This is a genomic window from Brevibacterium sp. p3-SID960 (assembly GCF_025144725.1).
In the GTDB taxonomy this organism is placed as follows: domain Bacteria; phylum Actinomycetota; class Actinomycetes; order Actinomycetales; family Brevibacteriaceae; genus Brevibacterium.
Window position 1 is genome coordinate 1 of record NZ_JALXKS010000001.1, and the last position, 26,937, is coordinate 26,937.

A 26,937-nucleotide genomic window follows, 5' to 3' on the forward strand; every position below is an offset into this window, starting at 1 on the left:
CGCCCCCGGTCACTGCACGGCGGCCTCGGCTCCGGGGACGACGACGACCATCGGCACGATCATCGGCCGGCGGCGCAGCCGTGAGGAGACCCAGCGGCCGATGGTGCGGCGGATGATCTGCTGGAGCTTGTACTGGTCCTTGACCCCGTCGGTGAGCGCTTCGGCCACTGCGTCGGCGATCTTGGGTTTGATGTGGTCGAACACATTGTCGTCTTCGGCCATGCCGCGGGAGTTGATGACCGGCCCGGTGATGATTTTCTGCGCCTGTGTGTCGACGGTCATGAAGATCGACACGAAGCCCTCGCCGGCGAGGATGCGCCGGTCCTTGAGGTCGGCTTCGGTGATCTCGCCGACCGAAGAGCCGTCGACGAAGACGTATTCGCAGTCGACAGCTCCGACCACCCGGGCGCGGCCGTCCTTGAGGTCGACGACCCAGCCGTCATCGGCGATGACGATGTTCTCCTCCGGCACGCCGGTCTGGGCGGCGAGCTTGCCGTTGGCGAGCATGTGCCGCCATTCGCCGTGGACGGGCATGACGCCCTTGGGCTTGACGATGTTGTAGCAGTACAGCAGCTCCCCGGCCGAGGCGTGGCCGGAGACGTGGACCTTCGCGTTGCCCTTGTGCACAACGCGGGCGCCGAGCTTCATGAGCCCGTTGATGACGCGGTAGACCGAGGTCTCGTTGCCGGGGATGAGCGAGGAGGCGAGGATGATCGTATCATCGGCGCTGACCTCGACCTTCGGATGCGAGCCGTTGGCCATCCGCGACAGCGCTGCCATCGGCTCGCCCTGGGAGCCGGTGCACATGAGCACGATCTGGTCGTCGGGGTACTTGTCGAGGTCCTTCATGTCGATGATGACCCCGCGCGGGGCGTGTAGGAACCCGAGGTCCTGGGCGATCTTCATATTGCGCACCATCGACCGACCGACGAGCACGACCTTGCGGCCGTGCGCCTGGGCGGCTTCGAGGACCTGCTGGACGCGGTGGACGTGGGAGGCGAAGGAGGCGACGATGACCCGGTTGGTCGCCGTGGCGATGACGGAGTCGAGGACCGGTCCGATCTCCTTCTCCGGGGCGGTGAAGCCGGGAACCTCGGCGTTGGTCGAGTCAGTCAGGAACAGATCGACGCCCTCTTCGCCGAGGCGGGCGAAAGCGCGCAGATCGGTGATCCGGCGGTCGAGCGGCAGCTGGTCCATCTTGAAATCGCCGGTGTGCAGCACGGTGCCCGCACCGGTGCGGATGAACACGGCCAGGGCGTCGGGGATCGAATGGTTGACGGCGACGAACTCGAGGTCGAAGGGCCCGAGCTGGTCGGTTTCGTTCTCGCGCACCACGCGGGTGACGGTCTTGCGCAGGCGGTGCTCCTTGAGCTTGGCCTCCACCAGTGCCAGGGTCAGCGAGGAGCCGAGGACGGGGATGTCCTCGCGGCGCTTGAGCAGGTAGGGCACAGCGCCAATGTGGTCTTCGTGCCCGTGGGTGAGGACCAGGCCGACGATGTCGTCCATCCGGTCATCGAGGTAGCTGAAGTCAGGCAGGATGAGGTCGATGCCAGGCTGCTCCTCTTCGGGGAAGAGGACACCGCAGTCGACGATGAGCAGCTTGCCGCGGTACTCGAAGACGGTCATGTTTCTGCCGACCTCGCCGAGGCCGCCGAGGGCGACGATGCGCATCGCCTCGGGGTCTGTCTTCGGTGGGTCGCCGGGATCGATCGCGTAGTTCGTCATCTGGTTGGTCACGTGAGGTAACCGCTCCTTGTCATTTCGCGGCGCAGGAACTCCACCTGGTCCTCCGATGCCTCAAGCAGCGGCAGGCGTGTTGCGCGGGTGGGAAGCACACCCTGGAGCTCAAGCGCCGCCTTGGCGGAGATCACTCCCGGCATGTGGTTCATGATGGCGTCGATGAGGCTGACGAGGCCCGCTGCCACATCGCGGGCAGCGTTGAGATCGTTGGCACCGACATGGTCGGTCATCTGGGCGAGCCGGTCGGCGCAGATGTGCCCGGCGACGGACACGACGCCGATCGCCCCGCAGCTCATGAGCGGCAGGTTGAGTGCGTCCTCGCCGGAATAGTAGGCCAGGCCCGTCTCACTCATCACCTGCAGGGCCGAGGCGACATCTCCCTTGGCGTCCTTGACGGCGAGGATGTTCGGGTGGGCGTCGAGTGCGGCCAGGGTGGCCGGTTCGAGCGGGACGCTGGAGCGGCCGGGAATGTCGTAGAGCATCACCGGCAGGTCGGTGGCATCGGCGACGGCGCGCATATGGGTGACGATGGCGTCCTGCGGCGGCTTCGAGTAGTACGGGGTGACGAGCAGCATCCCGTCGGCACCGGCGTCGCGGGCCTGCCGGGCGAGTTCGATCGAGTGGGTGGTGTTGTTCGTGCCGATCCCGGCGACGAGCTTGGCGCGATCACCGGCGCCGCGGCGGGCGGCGGTGAGCAGTTCAGACTTCTCGGCATCGGTCGTCGTCGGTGATTCGCCGGTGGTCCCGGAGATGACGAGCATGTTGTTGCCGAGGTCGACGAGGTGGGCGGCGAGCGCCTCGGCCGTGTCGTAGTCGACCTCTCCCGAGGCGGAGAAGGGGGTCACCATTGCGGTGCCGACCGTGCCGAAGGCCGCGGCGGCGTCGTGTGCCTGCGCAGAGTTCACCATAGCCATGGTCTCATCCTACCGCCGCCGGTTGCGCCTGAGACGACAGGCACGGCGGCTGTGGAAGAATCGGGCTCGATGTTCTGCGCCTTGCACCACCGGGAGGAACCATGACCGACACGCCTGCCGGCCCGCCTGCTGCCAGGCCGGCCACCGCCTCGGGCGCGGCTGCCGGGATGCGCCTGCTCGGTGTGGACCTGGCGCGGTCGATCGCGCTGCTGGGGATGATGATCACACATATCATCCCGCTCGATGATCCGGATCCGACGTGGGCGACGCTCTTCGCCGGTCGGTCCTCTGCCCTGTTCGCGGTGCTCGCAGGTGTCTCAGTGGTGCTCTCGACGCGCAGGCTGCTGTCTGTGCCCGGGGCGCGCGCCTGGCTGGCGGCGGCCTCCGGGCTGTGGGTGCGCGGGGCGGTGATCTTCGCCCTCGGCCTGCTGCTGGCCACGCTCGGATCATCGGTGGCGGTGATCCTGGCGAATTACGGGCTGATGTTCATCATCGCCTCGTTCCTGCTGCGCATGCCCCGGCTGGTCTTGGGCATCCTGGCGCCGCTGTGGCTCGTTGTCACCCCGTTTCTCAGCCATGCGCTGCGCACCGGGCAGGATCTGTCCCCCAGCTACGACGTTCCGGATGTGTTCATGCTCGCCGATCCGGGGCTGCTGCTGACGGAGCTCGCGATCACCGGCTACTACCCGGTGCTGCAGTGGATGGGGTTCGTGCTGCTGGGCATGTTCATCGCCCGGCTCGACTGGACGTCACGCAGCCTGTGGACCGGGCTGGCGTTCATCGGCTCGGCGGTGGCGGCGCTGGCGCTGTTCGCGTCCTCCCTGCTGCTGACGATGGGCGGGCGGGCCGTGCTTGAGGCCGAGCTCGCCTCAGGCGCGGACCCGTTCGGCTCCGACCTGGAGTATCTGCTCACGGTCGGCAACTACGGCACAACCCCGCCGGGCTCGTGGTGGTGGCTGGTGATCGCCGGTCCGCACTCGGCCACTCCCCTGGACCTGCTGCACACCTCAGGGGTAGCAGTTGCGGTGCTGGCGGTGTGCATGCTCGCCGCCCGCGGGCCGGCGCTGCGCTGGCTGGCCCCGTTCATCGCAGCCGGTGCCATGCCGCTGAGCGTCTACACCGTCCACGTCGTCGGTGTGGAGATCACCGATGCGCTCCTGCCGCCGCTGGCCGGACTCGCAGTGCACATCATTGCCGCACTGGTCTTCGCCAGCCTGTGGGTGCGGTTCGTCAGTCCGCGCGGACCCTTGGAGTGGCCGCTCAGCCGTTTGGTCTCCCGGGTGCGAGCAGGCCTCCTGCCGAACCCACCGGCCTTACGGGCGTGAGCCGGTCTCAGGCTGCTGTCTTCTCCAGCTTGATCGCGTGCCGCATCGCCGCGCGTGCCCTGCGCCGGTCACCGGCGGCATCGTAGGCGCAGGAGAGGCGGAACCAGCTGCGCCAGTCGTCAGGGGCGGCTTCGGTTTCGGCGCGGTACTTCTCGAACTCCTCCTCGGCCGCTGCACGGATGATCTTCCCGCCGGGGGTGCGCGGCAGCGTGTCCGGCGGCAGTCCGCCCTCCGTGCCGAGGATCCTGGCCAGGCGCTCCATCGCGGACCCGAAGAGCAGTTCGCGGATGAGCGCCCATGCCCCGACGATGGGCAGGACGAGGAGGGCGATCCCGAGTGCTTTGGCGATGAGGTTGGGGTCGCTCAGCATGATCCAGGCGCGCTGGAGCATGAAGAAGAGGTACAGAACCAGCAGCGCTGAGATGATGAGTGCGCCGAGCTTCGCTTTCGACATGCGTATTGCGGTGCTCAGATCGACAGGAAGTGCTCGAGCCCGACGGTCAGGCCGGGCTTGTCGCCGATGGCGCGCACGGCGGCGATGATGCCGGGCATGAAGGCCTCTGTGTCGAAGGTGTCGGTGCGGATGGTGAGCGCCTCGCCCTGGGAGCCGAACATGATCTCTTCGCTGGCGTTCATACCGGCCTGCCGGACGGCGTGGACGTGGATGCCATCGATGACTGCTCCGCGGGCGCCGTCGGGATCCGATTCGGTGGCGTCCGGGGCGGGCCCGAGGCCTGCTCGCTGGCGGGCGGCGGCGATCCGCTGGGCGGTGTGGGCGGCGGTTCCCGAGGGCGCATCGAGTTTGCGCGGGTGATGGATCTCGAGTACTTCAGCGGAGTCGAAGTAGGCGGCGGCGATCTCAGCGAAGTGCATCGCCAGCACCGCGCCGATCGAGAAGTTCGGGGCGATGAGCACGCCGGTGTCCGGCTGATCGGCCAGCTGCTTCTCCAGTGCCTCGAGGCGTTCGACAGCCCAGCCGGTGGTGCCGACGACGGTGTCGATGCCGTGAGAGACGAGGAAGGCGACGTTGTCGGCGGTCGCCTTGGGCACGGTGAGCTCAACGGCGACGTCGATATCGGCGTCGGTGAGGGAGTCGAGGGAGTCGGAGCTGCCGAGTGCGGCGGCCAGTTCGAGTCCGTCTGCGGCTTCGATCGCTTCGACGGCGTGGCTGCCCATGCGTCCGTGAGCTCCGATGACGGCGACGCGGATTGCGCTCATGTTCCTCTTTTCAGGTCGCGGGTGCGTGAGATTCAGTCTAGTGCCCGGCCGCGTCCGAGGCGGTGTGGCTTTCGCGACTCCGCTGCCGTGGCCGGAGATCGCCGGCCGAACTGGCCCACCGGTGGACATCGTAGCGCTGCCTTCCGTAGGTCAGCCGCTGCCGTTCGGTGCCTTCGCGCAGGAACTCGGCAGGCGCGGCGAACCGGTCATCGTGACAAGGCACGGCACCTTGTGCTGAATGCAGTGGCGGCCCGGATCCGGGTGGATCCGAGCCGCCGGGGTTTCAGTGAGCGGCGGTTCAGCCGAGCAGCATGCCCTTGGTCTGCTGGCGGGCGCGCTCGAAGCGGGCTCCGGCGTCCTCCCAGTTCACGACGTTCCACCAGGCCTTGACGTAGTCAGGCTTGACGTTCTGGTAGTCGAGGTAGAAGGCGTGCTCCCACATGTCCAGCTGCAGCACCGGCACACCGCCGAGCTGAATGTCGGACTGCTGATCCTTCAGCTGGCCGATGAGCAGGTTGCCGCCGAGGGCGTCGAAGTACAGCACAGCCCAGCCCGAACCCTGGATGGTGGTCGCGGCGGTGGTGAACTGCTCGCGGAACTTGTCGAACGAGCCGAAGGCGTCGTCAATGGCGGCTGCGAGTTCGCCGACCGGCTTGTCGCCGCCGTCCGGGGACATGTTGTTCCAGAAGATCGAGTGGTTGACGTGGCCGCCGAGGTTGAACTGCAGGTCGCGGGTGAGCTTCGGCAGGTTCGACAGGTCGCCGGACTCGCGGGCCTCGGCCAGCTGCTCCAGGGCGGTGTTGGCGCCCTTGACGTAGGTGGCGTGGTGCTTGTCGTGGTGCAGCTCCATGATCTTGGCCGAGATATGCGGCTCAAGTGCTGCGTAGTCATAGGGCAGGTCCGGGAGCGTGTACTGCTCAACCATGAGAATCCTCCTCATACGTGGATTGCGGCCCGTCGATTGCGCCAGGCTCTGTCCGGCATAACGGGCTCGCTTTCCACCTTATTCCATCGCTCCATGAGTTTCAGAAGTGAGGAAGTGAATATCTGCTCAGAGTCCGAAGACACGCGGGGTCTGCCGGCGGTTACGATGGCTGGCAACCGGATCACCTGAGATGAGGAGTGACCATGCAGTCGGTCTTCGACGCCCATCTGCACATCATTGCCCCCGGCTTCCCACTCACCGCCAATGACGGGTATCTGCCCGAGCCCTTCACCGTCGCCGACTACCGGCAGCGCATCGCGGGCCTGCCGGTCTCTGCCGGCATGGCGGTCACGGGCGGCGCGGTCGTCTCCGGGTCGTTCCAGGGCTTCGACCAGACCTATCTCGTGGCAGCCCTTGCCGCGCTCGGGCCGGGTTTCGTCGGGGTCACGCAGGTTCCGGTGAGCGTCACCGATGCTGAGATCGATGCGCTCGATGCCACTGGGGTGCGGGCGGTGCGGTTCAATCTGCGCCGCGGCGGTTCGGCTGGCATCGAGGATGTCGAGCAGCTCGCGAGGCGGGTCTGGGATCGTGCCGGCTGGCATGCCGAGTTCTATCTCGACGCCGAGGCTCTGGGCAAGCTCGGCCCGCTGCTGACCCGCCTGCCGCAGGTGAGCATCGACCATCTCGGGCTCTCGGAGGCAGGGTTTCCGCAGCTGCTGCGGCTGGCCGAGGCTGGCGCGAAGGTCAAGGCCACGGGTTTCGGCCGGGTCGATCTCGACCCGGCCCGCGCTCTGCGGCAGATCGCCGAGGCCAACCCGACGGCGCTCATGGCCGGCACCGACCTGCCCTCGACACGGGCACCGCGGCCATTCGCAGACGCAGATCTCTCCCTCATCCGGGAGGCGCTGACTGCCGAGCAGGCGCACGCCGCACTGTGGAGCAATGCGGCAGGTCTCTATCTGCGCGCAGACCACAGCGGCAGGGTCTGCTCCGACCTCAGCCGAGCACCCCATGCCACCGCCACTCCTGGCGCCCGCGGCACTGCCTCTGGAGCCCGCGCCACTGCCTCTGGAGCCTGTGTCAGTGCGGCAGGCGCAGGTCCTCGCGCGGACCGAGGGTGACGAGGGCGCGTGGGCCGGCAGCGAGGTCGGCGGCGACCGCCGTGACCTCGGCTGGGGTGACCTCACGGACGGTGTCGAGCAGGTTCTGCGGGGACTCCAGCGGCAGGCCGGCGAGCTCGGAGCGGGCCAGCCGGTTCATCCGCACCGCGGAGCTCTCCAGGCTCAGCATCATCGACCCGGCCGCCTGGGCGACGATGTCGGCGACCTCATCCTCACCGGGCAGTTCGGCGGCGAGCCGTTCGAACTCGACGACGCACAGGTCGATGACGTCCTGGGCGGCCTGCGGGGCGCAGCCGGCGTACATGCCGAACTGGCCGGAATCCGAGTACCGGGAGGCGATGCCGTGGACGGAGTAGGCCAGCCCGCGGTCTTCGCGCACCGACTGGAACAGCCGCGAGGACATGCCGCCGCCGAGCAGCGAGAACATGACGGAGAACGCGAACCGCCGCTCATCGCCTTCGCTCAGCCCGGGCATGCCGATGATGATGCCCTGCTGTTCGGTGTCCTTGCCGATGCACGCGGTTCCCGAGGCGAAGGTCGGGACACTGCGCGAGGGACGCACCACCTCGGGCGCGGCGGCAGGCAGATGCGTTGTCGCCGCGGTGACGAGCTCGACGATCTGCTCATGCGTGGCCCCGCCGGCTGCGGTGAACACCAGCCGCGGGCCGATGTAGGCGGTCTCGTAGTGCTCGCGCAGCACAGTGTGGGCCAGTGTGCGGATCTGCTCCTTCGTCGCCCCGACGGGACGGCCGAGCGGATGGCCGGGGTAGACGAGGGCGTCGAACCTCTCGTACAGCACATCGGTCGGGTCGTCGGCGGCCATCGCGAGCTCTTCGATGATGACGCCGCGCTCGCGTTCGAACTCGCCGGCATCGAGCGTGGCGTGAAGCACCATGTCCCACAACAGGTCGGTGACCGGCGGCAGGTCGTCGACCAGGCAGCGGGAGAAGTAGCACGTGTACTCCTTCGAGGTCACCGCGTTGGACTCCCCGCCGGTGCGGTCGAAGATCTGTGCGATCTGCTTGGCCGACCGTCTCGTCGTGCCCTTGAACAGCATGTGTTCGAGGAAATGGGTCGAGCCGGCGGTCAGCTCGGTTTCGTCGCGGGAACCGGAATCGACCCACACGCCGACGGTCTCCGATGCCAGCGAGGGCATGGTCTCGGTGATGACGCGGATACCCGAAGGGAGGACAGAGCGCCAGACGCTGCTGTCCTCCCCCAGGAGCTGTTCGGTGTGCAGAGGATTACTCCTATTCGTCTGCTTCTTCCTCTTCCTCTGCGACCGGGACGAGCGAGAGCTTGCCGCGGTCGTCGACCTTGGTGATCTCGACCTGGATCTTCTGCCCGACACCGAGGACGTCTTCGACGTCTTCGACGCGCTTGCCGCCGTTGAGCTTCTTGAGCTCGGAGATGTGCAGCAGACCGTCCTTGCCCGGGGTCAGCGAAACGAAGGCGCCGAAGGACATGCACTTGACGACGGTGCCGAGGTAGCGCTCACCGACCTCGGGGACCTGCGGGTTGGCGATCGCGTTGATCGCCGAGCGGGCCGCTTCAGCCGAGGTGCCGTCGGTGGCGCCGATGAGCACCGTGCCGTCGTCTTCGATACTGATCTCCGCGCCGGTGTCTTCCTGGATCTGGTTGATCATCTTGCCCTTGGGGCCGATGACCTCGCCGATCTTGTCGACCGGGATGTTGACCGAGATGATCCGCGGGGCTGTCGGGTTCATCTCAGCCGGTGCGGAGATGGCCTCGTTCATGACATCGAGGATCACGAGGCGGGCGTCCTTGGCCTGCTTGAGCGCCGCAGCCAGGACCGAGGCCGGGATGCCGTCGAGCTTGGTGTCGAGCTGGATGGCGGTGATGAAGTCCTTGGTGCCGGCGACCTTGAAATCCATGTCGCCGAAGGCGTCTTCGGCGCCGAGGATGTCGGTCAGGGCGGCGTAGGCGGTCTGCGGTCCGTCAGCGGTGTCGATGACGTCGGACACCAGGCCCATGGCGATGCCTGCGACCGGGGCGCGCAGCGGCACACCGGCTTCGAGCATCGACAGAGTCGAAGCACACACCGAGCCCATCGAAGTCGAACCGTTCGACCCGAGGGCCTCGGAGACCTGGCGGATGGCGTACGGGAACTCCTCGCGGCTGGGCAGCACAGGCACGAGCGCGCGCTCGGCGAGCGCGCCGTGGCCGATCTCGCGGCGCTTGGGGCTGCCGACACGGCCGGTCTCACCGGTCGAGTACGGCGGGAAGTTGTAGTGGTGCAGGTAGCGCTTTGAGGTGACCGGCGACAGCGAGTCGATCTGCTGCTCGAGCTTGAGCATGTTGAGCGTGGTGACACCGAGGATCTGGGTCTCACCGCGCTCGAACAGCGCCGAGCCGTGCACCCGCGGGATGACGCCGGTCTCGGCGGTCAGCGGTCGGATGTCCTTGAGCCCGCGGCCGTCGATGCGGATCTGGTCGGTGAGGATGCGCTTGCGCACGATGTCCTTGGTCAGGGCATCGAGGGCTGCGACGATCTCCTGCTCGCGGCCTTCGAACTGCTCGCCGAGGTCGGTCAGCACCTTCGCGAGGAGTTCGTCGCCTGCGGCTTCGCGCTCCTTCTTGTCAGCGATCTGGAAGTTCTTCGTCTGCTGCTCGCGGGCGGCGGACTCGACGGCGGCGTAGACGTCGTCCTCGTAGGGCTTGAACACCGGGAACTCGGCGACCGGCTTGGCGGCCTTGTCAGCAAGCTCCTGCTGCGCGCGGCACAGCTCCTGGATGAACGGCTTGGCGGCCTCGAGACCTTCGGCGACGATCTCCTCGGTCGGCACGGTGCCGCCGGCGCGCATCGTGTTCCAGGCGTTCTCCGACGCTTCGGCCTCGACCATCATGATGGCGACGTCGTCACCGACGACTCGGCCGGCAACAGCCATGTCGAACACGGCGTTCTCCAGCTGCGAGTGGTTCGGGAACGCCACCCACTGGTCGTCGATGAGGGCGACGCGCACGCCGCCGATCGGGCCGGAGAACGGCAGGCCGGAGAGCTGGGTCGACATCGAGGCGGCGTTGATGGCCAGGGTGTCGTAGATGTGGTCGGGGTGGATCGACATGACGTTGACGACGATCTGCACCTCGTTGCGCAGGCCCTTGACGAACGACGGGCGCAGGGGCCGGTCGATGAGGCGGCAGGCGAGGATCGCATCGGTCGAGGGGCGTCCCTCGCGGCGGAAGAACGATCCTGGGATGCGGCCGGCGGCGTACATGCGCTCTTCGACGTCGACGGTGAGCGGGAAGAAGTCGAGGTGCTCCTTCGGGTTCTTGCTCACGGCGGTCGCCGAGAGCAGCATCGTCTCGTCGTCGAGGTAGGCTACAGCGCAGCCTGCGGCCTGCTGGGCCAGGCGGCCGGTTTCGAAGCGGACAGTGTGGGAGCCGAAGCGCCCGTTGTCAATGTGGGCAACAGCAGATTCGGGATTGATTCCCAAGTGTTTCTCCATTCGGGTTCTGCGCTCGGGCTCTCTGCCCGGCGCGCGGATCGCCTGCGCTAAATATGCGGCGGGTGGGCAGGGCTGCGCACACGCGAGCCGGCTGCAAGGGATCCGGTCATCGATCGAGACCCACGCACGAGGTGCGGAGGCCACTACCGACCACCGGAGCTTCGTCAGCTGCCGGTTCCAGACTCTCAGTCAGTGTAACAAGCAGGTCACCTGCACTGAAAACGCGAAAGGGAACCGCCGTGCCCGGCGATTCCCTTTCGCGTCGTGCAGATCGCTTTCGCTCAGCGGCGCAGGCCGAGGCGAGCGATGAGCGAGCGGTAGCGCTCGATGTCGATCTGCTGCAGGTACTTGAGCATGCGGCGGCGCTGACCGACGAGCAGCAGGAGGCCACGACGCGAGTGGTGGTCGTGCTTGTGCTCCTTGAAGTGCTCGGTCAGGTCGGTGATGCGCTTGGTCAGAATCGCGACCTGAACCTCGGGAGATCCCGTGTCGCCTTCGTGAGTTGCATATTCCTTGATGATGTCCTGCTTGACCTTCGGATCAAGTGCCATGAGATCTCTCCTTCTTCCACGTCGTTGCGCGGCGCCGGAGCCTTCTGCTCCGGCCCTGTCAGACCGCGGCCGGCGTGACGGCATGCTGAAAAGACAGCGTCGCTCAGCTTAGCACACTGCGGACTTCGGAGACATCCTCGTGCATCTGGGCGATGAGGTCCTCCATTCCGTCGAAGGTGATCTGGCCGCGGATGAGCTTGACGAACTCCAAGCTCATGGTCGATCCGTAGACGTCGAAGTCGGCGAACTCCTTGTCGAGCACATAGGCCTCGACCCGCCGCGAGACACCGTCGAAAGTCGGGTTGGTGCCCACGGAGATCGCCGCCGGGTAACCCTCGGGGTCTGAGTCGAAGTGGGCGATGCCGGCGTAGACGCCATCGGCGGGAACCATGCCCTCGCTGTCCTTGCCGAGGTTGGCGGTCGGGAAGCCGAGCTCGCGGCCACGGGCATCGCCGTGGACGACGGTGCCGACGACGGTGTGCGGGGAGCCGAGAACCTCGGCTGCGTCATCGACACGGCCTTCGGCCAGCAGCTGGCGCACCAGCGTCGAGGAGTCCCGGCCGGTGGCGCCGGGAGCGTGGCCGACGTCGTCGATGGTGACGATCTCCAGGCCGTTGTCCGCGCCGAGCTGTTCGAGCGTGTCGATGGTGCCGTGGTTGCCGCGGCCGAAGCGCACGTCCCGGCCGACGGCGATGAGCTTGGCGCGCAGCCGCCCGACGAGGTAAGCGTCGACGAAGTCCTCAGCGGTCTGGTCGGCGAAGTCGAGTGAGTAGCGCTGCACGAGCACCGCGTCGATGCCGGTCTCTGCCATCCGGGCCAGCCGCTCGGTCAGCCCGGTGATCTGCTCGGGTGCGGAGTCGGGGGCGTGGACGCTGCGCGGGTGGGGGTCGAAGGTGATGGCGAGGGACCGCAGGCCGCGTGCGCGGGCGAGCTCGGCGAGCTGGCCGAGCACGGCCTGGTGGCCGCGGTGCACGCCGTCGAAGTTGCCGAGCGTGACGGCGGTGTGACCGAAATCGGGTGGGATCTGGTCGATGTCCCAGAGAACTTCCACTTCTCGCCCCTTCCCAGGCGTCGCTGGTCTCATATCGCTGGAGTCGAATACCGCCACAACGTTACCGCACGCCCAGCCCTGCCCTGCTCACGCCGGGGGCTGCTGCGCGATGCCAGCGGCGGTCTTGAGCTTCTCACCGCGGCGTTCGATCACGGCGATGAGCTCTCCTGAGCAGATGCCAGCCCACGGTCCCGGTCCCGAGGCGGTGACCGGGTCGATGAACTGGCCGCTGAGCAGGGCTCGCGATTCCTCGCGAGTGAGCGCGCGGACCGGCAGCACCTGCGCGGCTGCGGTGGCGAGGTCGATCGGTGCCGGCGGCTTTACCGCCTCGGGGTCGGTGAGGTCCTCGGGCAGCTGGTGGCCGGGCAGCGCGAAGGGGCCGACGTGGGTGCGGCGCAGCGCGGTGAGGTGGCCGTAGACGCCGAGGCCCCCGCCGAGGTCGCGGGCCAGGGCGCGGATGTAGGTGCCCGAGGTGCAGGAGACGGTGACGTCGAGGTCGATGGCCGGCCGGTCGGAGTCGAGGTGCCGGCGGATGTCGTGGATGTCGAAGCCGGTGATCGTCACCGGCCGGGCGGCAAGCTCGACGTCGGAACCGGCGCGGACGAGCTGGTAGGCGCGCTTGCCGTCGACCTTGATCGCCGAGACGGCGCTGGGCACCTGTTCGATCGTCCCGCGCAGGGCCGCAACGCCGCCGGCGATCTGCTCGTCGCTGACGGCGGCCAGAGCGGCGGGGGCGGCGAACCGGTCGGCGGCCGAGTCGGCATCATCAGACGGTGTCGAGGCGCCGAGCCGGATGGTGGCGGTGTAGGTCTTGTCCAGCCCGATGAGGTACGTCAGCAGCTTGGTGCCGCGGCCGAGGCCGGCCACGAGCACCCCGGTGGCCATCGGGTCGAGCGTGCCGGCGTGGCCGACCCGCCGGGTGCCGTACCAGCGGCGCAGCCGGGAGACCACCGCATGGGACGACATGCCGGTGGGTTTGTCGATGACGAGGATGCCGTTGACCGGCGAGTCGGTGCGCTTGGCCATGAGGGTTCTCCGGGCTCTTGGCGGACATGACAGCAGGCTCAAGCCTAGCGCTTGAGCCTGCTGTGGGAGAGTCGGGTGCGGGTGGGCGGCCCGCCGGTCACGTCACTTGAAGGACACGTGCACGTGGTCGTAGTGGTTGGCGGTGTCGCCGCCGCGGTTCTCCATCGGCTTGCCCTTCCAGCCGTTGGTCGAGGCGTAGTACTTCTGCTCCCAGATGACGTACTTGACGTTGAGCTCCTGGCGGTTGTCGATGAGGAACTTCGTGATCTGGTCGCCGACCGAGCCGCGGATCATCGCGTCGACGGCCAAGCCGCTGTTGTGATCCGAGCCGGCCTGGTTGCGGTGCCCGCCGTAGGACTTGACCTCGGGGAAGTTCGCGCAGATCGCACGGTAGCCGTTGACGGCCGCCGGCTGCAGACCGGATTCGATGCTCGAGGACACGCTGCAGACTTCGTAGGAGACGTTGGTGTCGCGCCCCTTCGAGCGGGAGGCGGTGTCATCGCCGCCGCGCTGGGTCGTCGACTTCGCCGAGCTGCTCGACGCGGCGGCCGACTCCGGCTCCGGCTTCGGCTCCGGCTTCGGCTTCGGGGTGGTTGCGCTGACGGCACCGGACTTGCTCTGGTAGTCCTTGTTGTCCTTCAGACCCTCTTCGTAGGCCTTGGCGGCTTCCTCGCGCTGCTGGTCGAGCGCGTCTTCGTCGACGAGACTGATGTCCTCTTCGGGCTCCGGCGAGGAGGCTGCCTGCTGCTCGGTCTTGACGACGCCGGACTCGCTGTTGGGTCCGAGCGCGAAGGAGGAGGCGACGATCGCAGTGGTGGCAGCGGCCGGAATGGCGATGGCGGCCACCATCGGCTTGCGCTTGACGGTCTTGATGACGCCGGTGGCCGTCGAGGCCTGCTCGGCAGAGTGCCGTCCGCTGCCGGAGCGCCCGAGGCGGCTGAGATCGCGGACGAGCGTGCGGGCGCTGGAGGCCCAGGACGACTGGTTCGGATCAGAGTGCTTACCCAATTCGACTATCCCTTAACAAAGCTGTAATCGTTCTGTGATCTCGTAAAAGTGTAACGGCAACCCAGTCGATAACAAAACAATGACGGAAACTCATACCCGCGAGCTGCCTCACACCTCGGGGCAGGGCGTTTCCGTCTCGTTCACGGGCGATAGCTCACCAGCGCGGATGTCGTCTCAGGCGAGAAAGTCGAATCCGAGTGTGAGGATGAGCGCGGAGACGACGATGAGGAACACGACGCGCACGAAGCCGCTGCCGAACCGGATCGCGGTTCGGGCGCCGATGAACCCGCCGACGACGTTGCCGGCGGCCACGGCCGCGCCGAGTGCCCAGATGACGTGGCCGCTCGGGACGAAGTACAGCAGCGCCCCCAGGTTGGTCGCCCAGTTGACGACCTTCGCCATGGCCGAGGCATGGAGGAAGTCGAAGCCGATGATGGACACGAAGGCGATGACGAGGAAGGAACCGGTGCCCGGCCCGAGCAGCCCGTCGTAGAACCCGATGAGCAGTCCGATGAGCCAGGAGATCGCATGGTGGCGTTTGGAATGCTCGCCGAAGCGCAGCTGGGCGGCCAGGCCGAGCTGGGGTTTGAGCAGTGTGAACACCGCTACCGCGATGAGGGCGGTGAGGATGACAGATTCGAACACGCTGGTCGGCAGCAGCGTGGCGACGCGCGCCCCGAGGATCGCTCCGAGCAGGGCGGTGACCGAGGCGGGGATCGTCGCTGACTTGTCCGGTCTGACCCGGGACAGATAGGTCAGCGCCGAGGCGGTGGTGCCGGCGATGGAGCCGAGCTTGTTCGTCGCCAGCGCCTGGACCGGGGTGATGCCGGGGACCATGAGCAGAACCGGCAGCTGGATGAGGCCTCCGCCGCCGACGACGGCGTCGATCCACCCGGCGAGCAGGCCCGCAGCCAGGAGCAGCAGCACGAGTGTCAGCGTCACGTCGATGCTGCCGGTGTCCATCAGCCAGTCCATGCAGGCTGCTCCTCCCCTGTGTCTGTCGGCAGACGGTTGTTCTTCACGACAGACAGTCAGGCAGGCACCGGATGGGTTCCGGTGCCTGCCTGCTGCTGTTCGGCTCTGTGGTGCGGCGCGCGGTCGCAGACGCGGACCCGCAGCTCAGTCGCGGGACTCCTCGTCCTCGTGCGGCTTGCGGTACGGATCGGCCTCCCCTGCCGGAGCGGCGTCCTTGGCAAGCGCTGCGACTTCGGCATCGCGGGCTGCCGCCTGGGCGAGCAGCTCTTCGAGTTCGGCTGCAGCGGCCGGCACCGAGTCGGCGATGAACTCCAGCGACGGGGTCAGCCGGATCTGCAGTCCCTTGCCGACCTCGGAGCGGATGAGCCCCTTGGCCGAATTCAGCGCAGCCTGCGTGGACACGAGCTGATCTTCGTCACCGTAGACGGTGTAGAAGACCGAGGCGTGCTGCAGGTCGCCGGTGACGCGGACGTCGGTGACGGTGACAAAGCCCAGGCGCGGGTCCTTGATCCGCTTCTCCAGCGTCTGCGCGACGATGACCTTGATGCGGTCGGCGATCTTCCTGGCGCGGGTGGCATCAGCCATGGTGGTTCCTTCTCTTCGTGTGCCGGGCCTCTTCGGTGGACCCGGGGGGGGGGGGGGGCCGGCGGGGGCGCCGGCGGCGCCGGCGGGGGGGGGGGGGCGCCGGCGGCCCCCCCGGGCCGGGTTGGCGACCCGGCGGGCGCGCTCGATGAACGGTGCGAGAGCCTCACGCAGCTTGGCTGCGTTCTCGCTCGAGAGCTCGATCTCGTAGTGTCCCTGGTCGATGGAGAACGACACCGTCTCGGCTGCGTCAGTGCCGTCGAAGTCGTCGGTGAGCACAAGCTTCATTTCGCGTGCCATAAGAGCCTTTCGTCGATGCTGGTCAATGAGGCGAGGTGTCCTCTCCATCCCGGGTCACGGAGCCGGATTCAGGTTCTGTTTCTGTCACCGTGTTCGGCGCTGCAGCAGCGGAATCGCCCGGGCGGTTCTCGCCCTGTTTCTCCGAATCTTCTAGATCGGCGTAATACCGGTCCATTTCTCGCCGTTCGATGCTGTCGGCGCGGATGATGGCACGAATAACGTACCAGAACAGCAGCGCCACACACAGCGATGGCAGAAGGACTTTGATGTATTCCACAACTGATCCTAACCCTAAACGGCTCTTGTGCATATCTTTGTCGACAATGTCGGGGTGTGAATCACACGAATATCGTTCAGCTCCCGGTCGTCGGACTGAAAGTGCATCGGTCTTTCATCTGCCCGGCTGGGTTCAATTCTCAATCGGCTTGATGAATGGGAAGAGAATGGTCTCGCGGATTCCCAGGCCGGTGAGCGCCATGATGAGGCGGTCGATTCCCATGCCCATTCCACCGCTGGGCGGCATGCCGTATTCCATCGCCATGAGGAAGTCCTCGTCCAGGCGCATCGCCTCGTCGTCGCCGCGCGCGGCGTCATTGGCCTGGGCTTCGAAGCGCTCGCGCTGCACGACCGGGTCGACGAGCTCGGAGTAGCCGGTGGCCAGTTCGAAGCCGCGCACATAGAGATCCCATTTCTCCACCACGCCGGGCTTGTCCCGGTGGGCGCGGACCAGCGGTGAGGTGTCGACCGGGAAATCGACGACGAATGTCGGTGCCCACAGGCGGTCGGAATAGAAGTGCTCCCACAGCTCTTCGACGTATTTGCCGTGTGTGCGGAACACGCCTTCGAGATCGACATTGTGCTCATCGGCAATAGAAGAGAGCTCTTCAATGCTTGTGTCGGGAGTCACATCGCGCCCGGCTTCCTCGGACAGCGATTCGTACATGCTCACGACAGCCCAGTCGCCGCCGAAGTCGTATTCGGTGCCGTCGGACAGGGTGACGGTGAGCGATCCGACGGCGTCCGTGGCGGCATTCTGAATGAGCTCCTGGGTGAGCTTGGCGATCGAATGATAATCGCCGTATGCCTGATATGCCTCCAGCATGGCGAATTCCGGGGAATGAGTGGAATCGGCACCCTCGTTCCGGAAATTGCGGTTGATCTCGAAGACGTTCTCCAGCCCGCCGACGACAGCGCGCTTGAGGTACAGCTCCGGGGCGATGCGCAGGAACAGGTCGATGTCGTAGGCGTTCATGTGCGTGCGGAACGGCCGGGCGGCCGCTCCCCCGTGCAGCGTCTGCAGCATCGGCGTCTCGACCTCGGTGAAGCCGGCGTCGTCGAAGGTGGCGCGCAGCGACTTCATGATGTTCGACCGGGTCTGCACGGTGGTGCGCGCCTGCTCGCGGGTGATGAGGTCGAGGTAGCGCTGGCGGATCCGCGTCTCGTCGGTCAGCTCGGTGTGCAGCGCCGGCAGCGGGCGCAGCGCCTTGGCTGCGATCGCCCACTCGTCGACCATGACGGAGAGCTCACCGCGCTTGGACTTGATGACATGGCCGTGCAGGAACACGTGGTCGCCCAGATCGGCGTCGGACTTCCAGTCCTCCAGGCGCTCGGCGCCGACGATCTTCTGCGAGAGCATCCCCTGCAGGCGGGTGCCGTCACCGGCCTGCAGGGTGACGAAGCACAGCTTGCCGGTGTTGCGCACGAACACGACTCGGCCGGCCACGCCGACGAGGTTCTCGGTCTCCTCGCCGGGTTCGAGATTCGGGTGGGCGGCGCGCACCTCGGCGAGCGTGTGGGTGCGTTCGACGGTGACCGGGTACGCCTGCTGACCGGACTCGAGCAGCCGGGCGCGCTTGTCCTTGCGGATGCGCTGCTGTTCGGGATCGAGGTGTTCTGGGGTCTCTTCGGGCGCACCAGCCGGTGCCGTGACGTTCTCTGGCATGCCTCCAGGGTACTAAGTGCGCCCGCCTGTCAACGAATCCGCAGGTTCGGCTGACCGGCTGCAGGCTCCGCTGCCGAGGCGTCAGTCGCGTTCGGTCAGCAGCTCGTGCATGGCCCGGGCCTGCTCGGTGGTGATGGTTCCGTTGGTCAGCGCCCGGGCGATCGTGGCCTTGGCCATCGCGGTGTAGGCGTCAGCGACGTCGAGGGAGCCTGCGGCGACACTGTACTCAGCCAAGGCGTCGAGGTGGGCGGCCACCGTGCCGGTGTCACCGCGGCTGACCGGCCCGGTCAGTGCCGAGGGCCCGGCCTGCAGGGTGTTCGACACGCTCGCCTCGACCAGGGAGCGCAGCACCCGGGCGGGGTCCTCGATGCCGAGGCTGGTGAGCACGTCGAGTGACTGGCTGAGGGTGGCGACGGTGTGGTTGGCGGCATGGGCGATGGCTGCATGGTAGAGCGCCCGGTCGGCTTCGGCGACGATGATCGGTTCGGCACCGATCTCGACGACGAGCGCCTGGCCGATCGGCAGCACCGGCTTGGCCGCCGTCACCGCGATCGTCGCCTCCCGCAGCCGGGGCAGGTCGACTGAGGTGCCGGTGAATGACAGGGACGGGTGCAGGGCGATGGCGAAGGCCCCGGAAGCGGTGGCGGGGCCGAACACCTCGGTGCCGTACATGCCCGCGCAGTGCATGACGATCTGGCCGGGTGTGAAGCAGCCGAGCTTCGCCAGCCCGGCGACGAGTTCGGGCAGCACATCGTCGCTGACGGTGAACAGGACGAGTTCGGCGCGTTCGACGAGGGTCTCGATCTCGAGGATCGGCACCTCGGGCAGCATCGCCTCTGCCCGGTCGCGGGAGGCCTGGGAGGAGGCGGTGGTACCGATGATCGCGTGGCCGGCGGCGCGCAGCGCATTACCCATCACCGCTCCGACGCGTCCGCAGCCGACGATGCCGATGCCCAGCCGGGTCGGGTCCTCATGGTTCACGGTGTTCCTCCTTCGGGCTGGGGTGGAGTGTGCTGTCCGACCAGCTGCTGTCCGGTCATCTGCTGTGCTGCTGCCGGTGCCCGCCCGTCGAGGACCGCGCGGGCAGACCGGGTGCGTTCGGCGTGGTCGAAGAAGAACTGCCAGCTGACCGGGATCGACTGGTGCAGCACGCAGGCGGCGATCGGCCCGGCGGTTGAGTCGAGGTTGATGCTGGCGAGATCGAAGCGGCGCTGCAGGGGTCCCTGGTGCCAGCGCATCGACTGCACGCGGGCGTGCGGGGTGCAGGTGACCTGGCGGATGAACCAGCCGGAGCGGATGATGAGCATCGAGCCGGTCACCGTCCACCCGTTGCGCCGATAGGTCAGCGGGTCGAGCCACCGGCTGGAGGCCGGCTGGCGGACGAAGCGCTGCTCGACGGCGCTGAGAGCGGCTGGGTCGGTGTCGGTGATCTCTGCGGCATGGTCGGCGTACATCGCCGCGGCGAAGAGGGTGTGCGCATCGATGCCGTCGGCCGGCTGCGGGTCGGGCAGGGCGAGGGCGAGCATCATGAGCGCCTGCTCGCGACTGCCGACCGGCAGCAGCACGTTGTCGCCGTCCCCGTCGCCGGTCTCCCCGCCGGCCATGTTGAATTCGACCTTCCACCAGCCGGTGAGCCGCCACAGCAGCGGTTGGCTCAGCCGCACCGCCTGGATGCGCTCGAGACGGATCGTGCGCCGGGAGGTCGAGAGCAGCCCGCGGGCCACCTGCAGTCCGTCCTCGGACAGGCTGGCGGAGAAGTTCGCGTTGGTGAGCGTGCTGCGCACGGCGGCGAACAGCCCGAAGACCACCGGCAGGAAGCTCAGCCCGACCGTCAGGCTGATCTGGCCGGGGAAGAACACCGTCATGATCGTGAAGAATCCCACCGCTGCGGCCAGCAGCACGACCGTGAGGATCATCCCGAGCGTGAACAGCTGGGAGAGGATGACGATGTGAGCGGGGATCCTGAGGATCCGCCCTTCGGCATCGGTGCGAGCTGCCACCCGGTAGGGGGCCAGGACCTCGTCGAGGGTCTGCTCGGCATCGGCGGTGACCTCGCCGGCGGCTCCGTGGACAGCGCGCATGACGCGGGCGCCGAGCGTGTCGCCGGTGCGCAGCTCACGAGCGTGGACGCCGGGCTGGGCGATCGCGGTCCCCTCGCCCGCGCCCGAGGCGGTGCCCGCGCGGCCGTCGGCAGGACCCTCTGCTGGGGTGGGCTCACCTGCACGGGCGCCCGGCGCCTCGGGAGCGGTGCGCTGCTTGGCTGCCCGCACCCGGGTGAGCATGTCAGCGCGCAGAGACTCGGCCTGGCTGCGGGTGAGGTAGGCGATCTCGATCTTCGAGTCCGAACCGCCGGCGACGTCGAAGACGAGGCCGGCCAACCCGAAGAGGCGCGGGACGATCTTCTGGTAGACGTCGATGGATTGGACGCGGTCGAGGCGGGCGGAGCGCAGCTTGCGGCTGATGAGGGTCTCGCGCAGGTAGACGGCCTCGTCGTCGACGCGGTAGCTCATCGCCCGCCACAGCAGGTAGTTGATGAGCCCGGCGATGAGGAAGAACGCGACGACCGCCGCGGCAACCCACAGCAGCCGGTTCTCTCCCAGCCAGGCGAAGAAGCCCATGTCCGGGGTGCGGCCTTCGCGGATCGCTGCGATGACATCGTCGACGACGGACTGGCCGAAGGCGATGAGGCCGGCGATCATCGCGAGGATCACGGCGATGAGGTTGATCGCCGGTGTCAGCGGGTGGACGCGCTTCCAGCCGGCGTCGCCGGTCGGGGCGCCGGCGGCCGGCGGCAGGGGGCTGCCGGGCTGTGCGCTCTCAGGCTGGCCGGATGCGGGCTGGGCCATCACAGTCCTGCCAGCTGGGACTCACCGCGGGCGGCCAGCTCATCGCGCAGCCGTTCGGCCTCGGCACGGGGCAGTCCGGGGATCGTCGCATCAGTCGAGGCCGAGGCGGTGTGCAGCTCAACCCCGGCCAGATCGAACATCCGCTCGATCGGCCCGGAGGACACTTCGACGTACTGCAGCCGCCCATAGGGCACCACGGAGGTGGTGTGGAACATGATGCCGTGTCGCACGAGCAGGTCGAAGGTGCGTTCGGCGTAGCCGAGGGCCTTGGTCTGGCGGAAGATGAGCCACACGGCGAAGATCGCCCAGGCGGCGATGACCGGCAGTCCGATCCATATCAGCGGCTTCCAGAACAGGATGCCGACGGCGAGGACGACGGTGAGGGCGCCGAGCAGGAAGATGCTCTCGGTCAGCAGCCGCGCGTAGGCGTACCGGCGATCCACCGGCTGGAAGGAGACCCCGGCCTCGGGCGGGGGCAGCGGGCCCGGCTGCGCGGCGCGCTGGTGCGGCTGGGGTTGCGGCTGCGGCTGGCGGGGCGGTTGGGGCGGCGGGGCGGGGGTGCTCATGCGGCATCTGCTCCTGCGGTGTCGTCGGGTGGGAGTTGGCAGAAGGATTCGACGACGAGTCCGACGACCATGACGATGGCGGCGGCTGCGACGGCCAGCAGCATCCCGCCGGCCTGTTCGGCGCGCACGCCGGCGGCGCTGACGACGAGGTACATGGCGCCGCCGAGGTACCACCCGGTCAGCAGCGACCCGGCAAGTGCCGCGGCCTTGGCCATCATCGCCACGCGGGCGGCTCTGACGTGGTCGAGTTCCTTGGTGCGGTCGCCGTCGTTCCACTTCTTGATCGGCCAGCCGAGGATGAGCAGCACGATCGACAGCGCGAGCATGCCGAGGATCGCCGGCCACGGCAGCCCCGGCAGCGCCTGGCCGAGGGACTCCCAGATGTAGTTGAAGCCCAGCGCCGCGATGATGCCGAGCACTCCCCAGGTCAGCAGCTGGGCTGGTTTCGTCTGTGTCATGGCCCGATCGCCTCGCCGGTATCGCGCAGCCCGCCGCCGTCGTCGGCGCGGGTGAGTGCGGTAGTGATGGGCGCCGTGCCCGAGGCGGTGGTCACCGTAGCCCTAGGGCGCAGCTGCGCCCAGGGGGCGAGGACGAAGGCGCGTTCGGCTGCCCTGGGGTGGGGCAGCACGAGCTGGCCGGTCTCGCAGGTGATCTCGGCGGCCGCATCATCGAGGGCGCCGGGCCGGCTGCAGCGGATGAGGTCGATGTCGAGGGTGCGCGGGCCCCAGCGGATCTCACGCGTGCGCCCGTGGGCGAGTTCGATGCCCTGGCACACGCCGAGCAGCTGCAGGGGGCTCAGCTCGGTCGTCACGATCGCGGCCGCGTTGGTGAAGTCGGGCTGGTCGATCCCGCCGACCGGCGTGGTCGCAAAGGCCGTCGAGCAGGCATCGACGCTGATGTCCGGGTGGGCGTGAAGTGCGCTGAGGGCTGCGCGCAGCGCCTCGAGCGGCTGGCCGAGGTTGGCGCCGAGGCCCAGCACCGCCTGCAGGCCAGCCGTCTCTGCGTGGGCGACCGGCGCCTCGGGCGCGGTGTCCGGCAGGACGCCGGCCGGTGCCTCGGGTGCGGGGCGGGTGATGGTGACGCTGACGTCGTCGAAGGCGACCGGCACGGGGGCGGCGGGTTTGTGCACGGTGACGGTGGCGCTCGCGGCGACGGTGAGGCAGTGCTCGGCGATGCGCTCGGCGAGAGTTTCGATGAGGTTGAGCGGCTCACCTGTGATGATCGCGGCGATGTCCTCAGCCAGCGTGCCGTAGTCGGCGGTGTCGATGAGCGCATCGGAGGCGGCTGCGGTCCGGGTGTCGGCGTGCAGGGTGATGTCGACGATGAAGTTCTGGCCTTCGCGGCGCTCGAAGTCGAACACGCCGTGGTAGCCGTAGACCGTCAGCCCGGTCAGCGTGATGGCGTCGCCTGCGCGCCTGCGGTCGGCCACTGTGTCTCCCTGTCGTGTCGTCGTTGGTCTCTACCGTACTGCGCTCGGCGGTTTCGTGCTGTGCGCTCAGGTCGGCCAGGAGGGCCGGTGTTCGCTGCCCGTGCCCGAGTCGGTGGCTGGGGTCTCCGGCAGGTCGAGGGGCAGCGGGCGGGTGCGGGGGCGGTGGGCGCTGATCGCCTCGGCGACCTGAGCGGCGATGAGGGAGGCGCGCGGTTCGTGCACGCGCACAGCCCAGGCGCCTGCGTGTGCGGAGAGTGCGGTGATCGCAGCGGTGGCGGCGTCACGGTCGGCGACTGGGATGTCGGCGGGCTGGTCGGCCCCGAGCAGGGTGGAGAGGAAGCGTTTGCGGCTGGCGGCCACGAGCAGGCGGGGGCCGAGTTCGGTGAAGCGTTCGATCTGGGCGAGCAGCTGCCAGTTGTGCTCGGCGTTCTTCGAGAACCCGATGCCGGGGTCGATGATGATGTCCTCATCGGCGACACCGGCAGCACGGGCCGCGCCGATGCGTTCGGTGAGCTCGGCCTGCACTTCGGCGACGACGTCGTCGTAGTGGTAGCGGGCGGTCGCGTCGCTGAGCAGTCCGCGCCAGTGCATGAGGATGATGGGCACGCCGGCTTCGCCTGCGGCCGTGAGCATCTCGGCTTCGGCTTGGCCGGCGGAGACGTCGTTGATGATGGCAGCACCGGCGTCGATGGCCTGGCGGGCGATGTCAGCGCGCATCGTGTCGATGCTGATGACCGCGCCCTGGGCGGCGAGTTTCCTGATGACGGGGATGACGCGGCGGGCTTCCTCCTCGGCGCTGACGCGGGTGCTGCCGGGCCGGGTCGATTCACCGCCGATGTCGATGATGTCGGCACCATTCGCGAGCAGCTGCATGCCGTGGTCGACGGCGGCGCTGAAGTCGAACCACCGGCCGCCGTCGGAGAACGAATCGGGGGTGACGTTGAGGACGCCCATGATCTGGGTGCGCATCAGCTGCTCCTTCGCTTGAGGTGGGCTCAGCGGCCGAGGATGAGGCTCATCGCCTCTGCCCGGGAGGCGGCGTCGCGCAGCTGGCCGCGCACGGCTGAGGAGATCGTCGTCGCGCCGGGCTTCTGCACCCCGCGCATCGACATGCACAGGTGCTCGGCTTCGATGACGACGATCGCACCGCGGGGTTCGAGGTGCTCGACGATCGCATCGGCGATCTGGCTGGTGAGCCGTTCCTGGACCTGCGGACGACGGGCGTAGATCTCGACGAGGCGGGCGAGCTTCGACAGCCCGGTCACCTTGCCCTCCGGTCCGGGAATGTAGCCGATGTGGGCCGAGCCGTGGAAGGGCACGAGGTGGTGTTCGCAAGTTGAGTACATCTCGATGTCGCGCACGAGGACCATCTCGTCGTAGCCGACGTCGAAGACGACGCTGAGGACATCGGCGGCGTCCTTGTGCAGGCCGGAGAAGACCTCTTCATAGGAGCGCGCCACCCGGGCAGGGGTGTCGCGCAGGCCATTGCGGTCGGGGTCCTCCCCGACCGCGAGGAGGATCTCCCGGACCGCCGCCTCGATGCGCGGCTGGTCGACCATCTCAGCGCCCGTCCTGCCAGGGGCCCTGCGAGCCGGGCTGTCCGGGTTCACCCGGATGCGGGGGCTGGCCCGGCTGACCGGGGTGCGGGGGCTGCGGCGGCTGGGCCGGCCCCGGCTGTCCCGGGGTGCCCGGCTGGCCGTCGTGCGGGGGCTGCGGGTGCCCCGGCTGCGGGTAGCCCGGCTGGCCGTGCCCGGGCTGCGGCGGCTGGCCTGGCTGTCCGGCAGGTGCGCCGGGGGTACCGGGTGCGCCGTGGTCGCCGCCGTGCGAGCCGGTATGGGTGCTCTCGTCGGTCTGGCGGCGTGGGGGCACCTCGATCGGCGGGCGGTCGGAGACCGGCCGGTCGTCGTGGGCGAGCCATACCTCGCGCTTATCGCGCTTGCGCACCTCGGCGAAGATCTCCTGCAGCTGGTGCTGGTCGAGGGTCTCCTTGTCCAGCAGCTCGTAGGCGAGCCGGTCGAGGACGTCGCGGTTGGCCGTCAGCGCCCAGTAGGCGTCGGCATGGGCGTCGTCGATGAGGGTGCGGACTTCGGCGTCGATGGTCTGCATCGTGCGATCGGCGTAGACATCGTCGTGGCCGTAGCCCTTGCCGGCGAACGGCTCAGAGGATTCGTCGCCGATCTTGACCATGCCGAGCTTCTCGCTCATGCCGTACTGGGTGACCATCTTCCGGGCGATCGAGGTCGCCTTCTCGATGTCGTTCGAGGCACCGGTGGTCGGGTCGTGGAAGACGATCTCCTCGGCCACCCGGCCGCCCATCGCGTAGGCGAGCTGGTCGAGCAGCTCGTTGCGGGTCGTCGAGTAGCGGTCCTCGCTCGGCAGCACCATCGTGTAGCCCAGCGCCCGGCCGCGCGGCAGGATCGTCACCTTCGTCACCGGGTCGGTGTCGTTCATCGAAGCCGCCACAAGTGCGTGCCCGCCCTCGTGGTAGGCGGTGACGAGGCGCTCCTTGTCGTTCATCAGGCGGGTGCGCTTCTGCGGGCCGGCGATGACCCGGTCGATGGCCTCGTCGATGATCTCCATGTCGATGACGGTCTTCGACGAACGGGCGGTGAGCAGGGCTGCTTCGTTGAGCACATTGGCCAGGTCGGCACCGGAGAAGCCCGGGGTGCGCTTGGCGACCATTGCGAGGTCGACATTCGGCGCCAGGGGCTTGTTGCGGGCATGAACCTGCAGGATGTGCTGGCGGCCCTTCATATCCGGGGCCTCAACCTGGACCTGCCGGTCGAAGCGGCCCGGGCGCAGCAGCGCCGGGTCGAGGACGTCGGGCCGGTTCGTCGCGGCGATGAGGATGACGTTGGTGGTGGCGTCGAAGCCGTCCATCTCGACGAGCAGCTGGTTGAGCGTCTGCTCGCGCTCATCGTGGCCGCCGCCCATGCCGGCGCCGCGCTGACGGCCGACGGCGTCGATCTCGTCGATGAAGATGATGCACGGTGAGTTGTTCTTCGCCTGTTCGAACAGATCGCGCACGCGCGAGGCGCCGACGCCCACATACATCTCAACGAAGTCCGAACCGGAGATCGTGTAGAACGGCACCCCGGCCTCACCGGCCACGGCCTTGGCCAGCAGGGTCTTGCCGGTGCCGGGTGCACCGTAGAGCAGCACGCCCTTGGGGATCTTCGCTCCGACGTCCTGGAACTTCTTCGGCTCGGCGAGGAACTCCTTGATCTCCTCGAGCTCCTCGAGAGCCTCATCGACACCGGCGACATCGGCGAAGGTGACGTCGGGGTGCTCCTTGTTGACGAGCTTGGCCTTCGACTTGCCGAAGTTCATGATCCCGCGCCCGGCTCCCGACATCTGGGACAGGAGGAACCAGAAGACGAGGAAGATGATGACGAACGGGATCAGGTTGATGAGCAGGCTGGTGAACCAGCCCTGCTTGGGCACCTCGTCGGTGTAGCCCTTCTCAGGTGCGGCGTCGTTGACGGCCTTGACGACATCCTCGCCGCGGGGTTCGACATAGAAGAACTGGACGTTCTTGCCGTAGTTCTTGTCCTCGTGCTTGAACTCCTCGGTCAGCACCAGGTCGACGCGCTGGTCGTTGTCGATGATCTTGACCTGCTCGACCTTGTCATCGGCGAGCAGCTTGAGGCCCTGGTTGGTGTCGATGCGCTGGAACCCGCCACCGCCGATGAGCATGGTGCCGATCGAGACGATGATGATCGCCAGCAGGATCCAGACGAGCGGTCCGCGCGCCAGCTTCTTCATCGTCGGGCGGTTCTTCTTCGTTTCTGCCATTGATCCTTCCAGGACTCATGTGTGCTCATGGCTCAGGTGCGCCGGGATGCAGGACCCGCTGAGGGGTGACCCCCTGAGGATACAAGAGCTCAGCCCAGTGGGATATTCCGGGAAGCCGCTGAAACACACCCGCACCTGCTCCGGCAGGCCGGC

The 26,937-nt window shown here is 67.9% G+C and carries 25 protein-coding genes and 1 pseudogene; 2 read left to right on the top strand and 24 right to left on the bottom strand.

Features of this window, described 5'->3' with window-relative positions:
• Window positions 1-9: 9 nt before the first annotated feature.
• Window positions 10-1,725, bottom strand: a complete 1,716-nt coding sequence (locus M3B11_RS00005) for a ribonuclease J (RefSeq protein ID WP_259874616.1) — start codon at window positions 1,723-1,725, stop codon at window positions 10-12.
• 8 nt (window positions 1,726-1,733) lie between these two features.
• Window positions 1,734-2,654: a 4-hydroxy-tetrahydrodipicolinate synthase gene (gene dapA, locus M3B11_RS00010; RefSeq protein WP_259874374.1), complete on the bottom strand. Its 921-nt coding sequence runs from the start codon at window positions 2,652-2,654 to the stop codon at window positions 1,734-1,736.
• A gap of 101 nt (window positions 2,655-2,755) precedes the next feature.
• Between dapA and M3B11_RS00015 the strand changes: the two genes are divergently transcribed.
• Complete coding sequence (locus tag M3B11_RS00015) at window positions 2,756-3,979, top strand: DUF1624 domain-containing protein (protein ID WP_259874377.1); 1,224 nt, start codon at window positions 2,756-2,758, stop codon at window positions 3,977-3,979.
• Window positions 3,980-3,986: 7 nt separating this feature from the next.
• Here the strand turns inward: M3B11_RS00015 and M3B11_RS00020 are convergent, their stop codons facing one another.
• The 3 genes from M3B11_RS00020 to M3B11_RS00030 all read right to left on the bottom strand — a co-directional run bounded on the left by M3B11_RS00020 (window position 3,987) and on the right by M3B11_RS00030 (window position 6,122).
• The gene (locus M3B11_RS00020) at window positions 3,987-4,433 is read right to left on the bottom strand and encodes a hypothetical protein (protein ID WP_259874379.1); all 447 of its coding nucleotides are present in this window, start codon (window positions 4,431-4,433) and stop codon (window positions 3,987-3,989) included.
• Window positions 4,434-4,447: 14 nt separating this feature from the next.
• Window positions 4,448-5,197 (bottom strand): 4-hydroxy-tetrahydrodipicolinate reductase, encoded by a 750-nt coding sequence (dapB, locus tag M3B11_RS00025; RefSeq protein WP_259874381.1) that lies wholly within the window; start codon window positions 5,195-5,197, stop codon window positions 4,448-4,450.
• 298 nt (window positions 5,198-5,495) lie between these two features.
• Window positions 5,496-6,122, bottom strand: coding sequence for a superoxide dismutase (locus tag M3B11_RS00030; protein ID WP_259874383.1), 627 nt, complete (start codon window positions 6,120-6,122; stop codon window positions 5,496-5,498).
• 203 nt (window positions 6,123-6,325) lie between these two features.
• Here M3B11_RS00030 and M3B11_RS00035 point away from each other — a divergent pair, with 203 nt between their 5' ends.
• A complete protein-coding gene (locus tag M3B11_RS00035) occupies window positions 6,326-7,243 on the top strand; it encodes an amidohydrolase family protein (protein WP_259874618.1) in 918 nt (305 codons plus the stop codon).
• Here the strand turns inward: M3B11_RS00035 and M3B11_RS00040 are convergent.
• The 19 genes and pseudogenes from M3B11_RS00040 to ftsH form a co-directional block, all read right to left on the bottom strand.
• Window positions 7,203-8,483 (bottom strand): pitrilysin family protein, encoded by a 1,281-nt coding sequence (locus M3B11_RS00040; RefSeq protein ID WP_259874619.1) that lies wholly within the window; start codon window positions 8,481-8,483, stop codon window positions 7,203-7,205. The two genes, M3B11_RS00035 and M3B11_RS00040, sit on opposite strands and share 41 nt — an antisense overlap.
• Before the next feature lie 10 nt (window positions 8,484-8,493).
• Complete coding sequence (locus M3B11_RS00045) at window positions 8,494-10,713, bottom strand: polyribonucleotide nucleotidyltransferase (protein ID WP_259874385.1); 2,220 nt, start codon at window positions 10,711-10,713, stop codon at window positions 8,494-8,496.
• 281 nt (window positions 10,714-10,994) lie between these two features.
• The gene (rpsO, locus tag M3B11_RS00050) at window positions 10,995-11,264 is read right to left on the bottom strand and encodes a 30S ribosomal protein S15 (protein WP_102162614.1); all 270 of its coding nucleotides are present in this window, start codon (window positions 11,262-11,264) and stop codon (window positions 10,995-10,997) included.
• A 103-nt stretch (window positions 11,265-11,367) separates the two neighbouring features.
• A complete protein-coding gene (locus M3B11_RS00055) occupies window positions 11,368-12,315 on the bottom strand; it encodes a bifunctional riboflavin kinase/FAD synthetase (RefSeq protein WP_259874387.1) in 948 nt (315 codons plus the stop codon).
• 87 nt (window positions 12,316-12,402) lie between these two features.
• The gene (truB, locus tag M3B11_RS00060) at window positions 12,403-13,341 is read right to left on the bottom strand and encodes a tRNA pseudouridine(55) synthase TruB (protein ID WP_259874389.1); all 939 of its coding nucleotides are present in this window, start codon (window positions 13,339-13,341) and stop codon (window positions 12,403-12,405) included.
• Window positions 13,342-13,443: 102 nt separating this feature from the next.
• On the bottom strand, window positions 13,444-14,349 hold the full coding sequence (locus M3B11_RS00065) for a ligand-binding protein SH3 (protein WP_259874390.1): 906 nt from the start codon (window positions 14,347-14,349) through the stop codon (window positions 13,444-13,446).
• Between the two features lie 174 nt (window positions 14,350-14,523).
• Window positions 14,524-15,324, bottom strand: coding sequence for a TSUP family transporter (locus M3B11_RS00070; protein ID WP_259874392.1), 801 nt, complete (start codon window positions 15,322-15,324; stop codon window positions 14,524-14,526).
• A 144-nt stretch (window positions 15,325-15,468) separates the two neighbouring features.
• On the bottom strand, window positions 15,469-15,909 hold the full coding sequence (gene rbfA, locus M3B11_RS00075) for a 30S ribosome-binding factor RbfA (RefSeq protein ID WP_259874394.1): 441 nt from the start codon (window positions 15,907-15,909) through the stop codon (window positions 15,469-15,471).
• A gap of 111 nt (window positions 15,910-16,020) precedes the next feature.
• Window positions 16,021-16,254, bottom strand: a pseudogene (locus tag M3B11_RS13350) (histone-like nucleoid-structuring protein Lsr2); the annotation flags it as partial.
• On the bottom strand, window positions 16,229-16,483 hold the full coding sequence (locus M3B11_RS00080) for a hypothetical protein (RefSeq protein ID WP_259874395.1): 255 nt from the start codon (window positions 16,481-16,483) through the stop codon (window positions 16,229-16,231). The gene M3B11_RS00080 and the pseudogene M3B11_RS13350, both read right to left, overlap by 26 nt.
• A 132-nt stretch (window positions 16,484-16,615) precedes the next feature.
• Window positions 16,616-18,148 (bottom strand): lysine--tRNA ligase, encoded by a 1,533-nt coding sequence (gene lysS / locus M3B11_RS00085; RefSeq protein WP_259874396.1) that lies wholly within the window; start codon window positions 18,146-18,148, stop codon window positions 16,616-16,618.
• Window positions 18,149-18,229: 81 nt separating this feature from the next.
• Window positions 18,230-19,129, bottom strand: a complete 900-nt coding sequence (locus M3B11_RS00090; RefSeq protein WP_259874397.1) for a Rossmann-like and DUF2520 domain-containing protein — start codon at window positions 19,127-19,129, stop codon at window positions 18,230-18,232.
• Complete coding sequence (locus M3B11_RS00095) at window positions 19,126-20,994, bottom strand: PH domain-containing protein (protein ID WP_259874399.1); 1,869 nt, start codon at window positions 20,992-20,994, stop codon at window positions 19,126-19,128. Before M3B11_RS00095 ends, M3B11_RS00090 begins: the two co-directional genes overlap by 4 nt.
• Complete coding sequence (locus M3B11_RS00100; protein ID WP_259874401.1) at window positions 20,994-21,560, bottom strand: PH domain-containing protein; 567 nt, start codon at window positions 21,558-21,560, stop codon at window positions 20,994-20,996. The genes M3B11_RS00095 and M3B11_RS00100 overlap by 1 nt, the downstream gene beginning before the upstream one ends.
• Window positions 21,557-22,018, bottom strand: a complete 462-nt coding sequence (locus M3B11_RS00105; protein ID WP_259874403.1) for a DUF3180 domain-containing protein — start codon at window positions 22,016-22,018, stop codon at window positions 21,557-21,559. The genes M3B11_RS00100 and M3B11_RS00105 overlap by 4 nt, the downstream gene beginning before the upstream one ends.
• Window positions 22,015-22,989: a 2-amino-4-hydroxy-6-hydroxymethyldihydropteridine diphosphokinase gene (gene folK / locus M3B11_RS00110; protein ID WP_259874405.1), complete on the bottom strand. Its 975-nt coding sequence runs from the start codon at window positions 22,987-22,989 to the stop codon at window positions 22,015-22,017. Before folK ends, M3B11_RS00105 begins: the two co-directional genes overlap by 4 nt.
• A 66-nt stretch (window positions 22,990-23,055) precedes the next feature.
• Window positions 23,056-23,958 (bottom strand): dihydropteroate synthase, encoded by a 903-nt coding sequence (gene folP, locus M3B11_RS00115; protein WP_259874407.1) that lies wholly within the window; start codon window positions 23,956-23,958, stop codon window positions 23,056-23,058.
• A 26-nt stretch (window positions 23,959-23,984) separates the two neighbouring features.
• The gene (folE, locus tag M3B11_RS00120) at window positions 23,985-24,548 is read right to left on the bottom strand and encodes a GTP cyclohydrolase I FolE (RefSeq protein ID WP_217006924.1); all 564 of its coding nucleotides are present in this window, start codon (window positions 24,546-24,548) and stop codon (window positions 23,985-23,987) included.
• Window position 24,549: 1 nt separating this feature from the next.
• Complete coding sequence (ftsH, locus tag M3B11_RS00125) at window positions 24,550-26,784, bottom strand: ATP-dependent zinc metalloprotease FtsH (protein WP_259874410.1); 2,235 nt, start codon at window positions 26,782-26,784, stop codon at window positions 24,550-24,552.
• Window positions 26,785-26,937 lie beyond the last annotated feature (153 nt).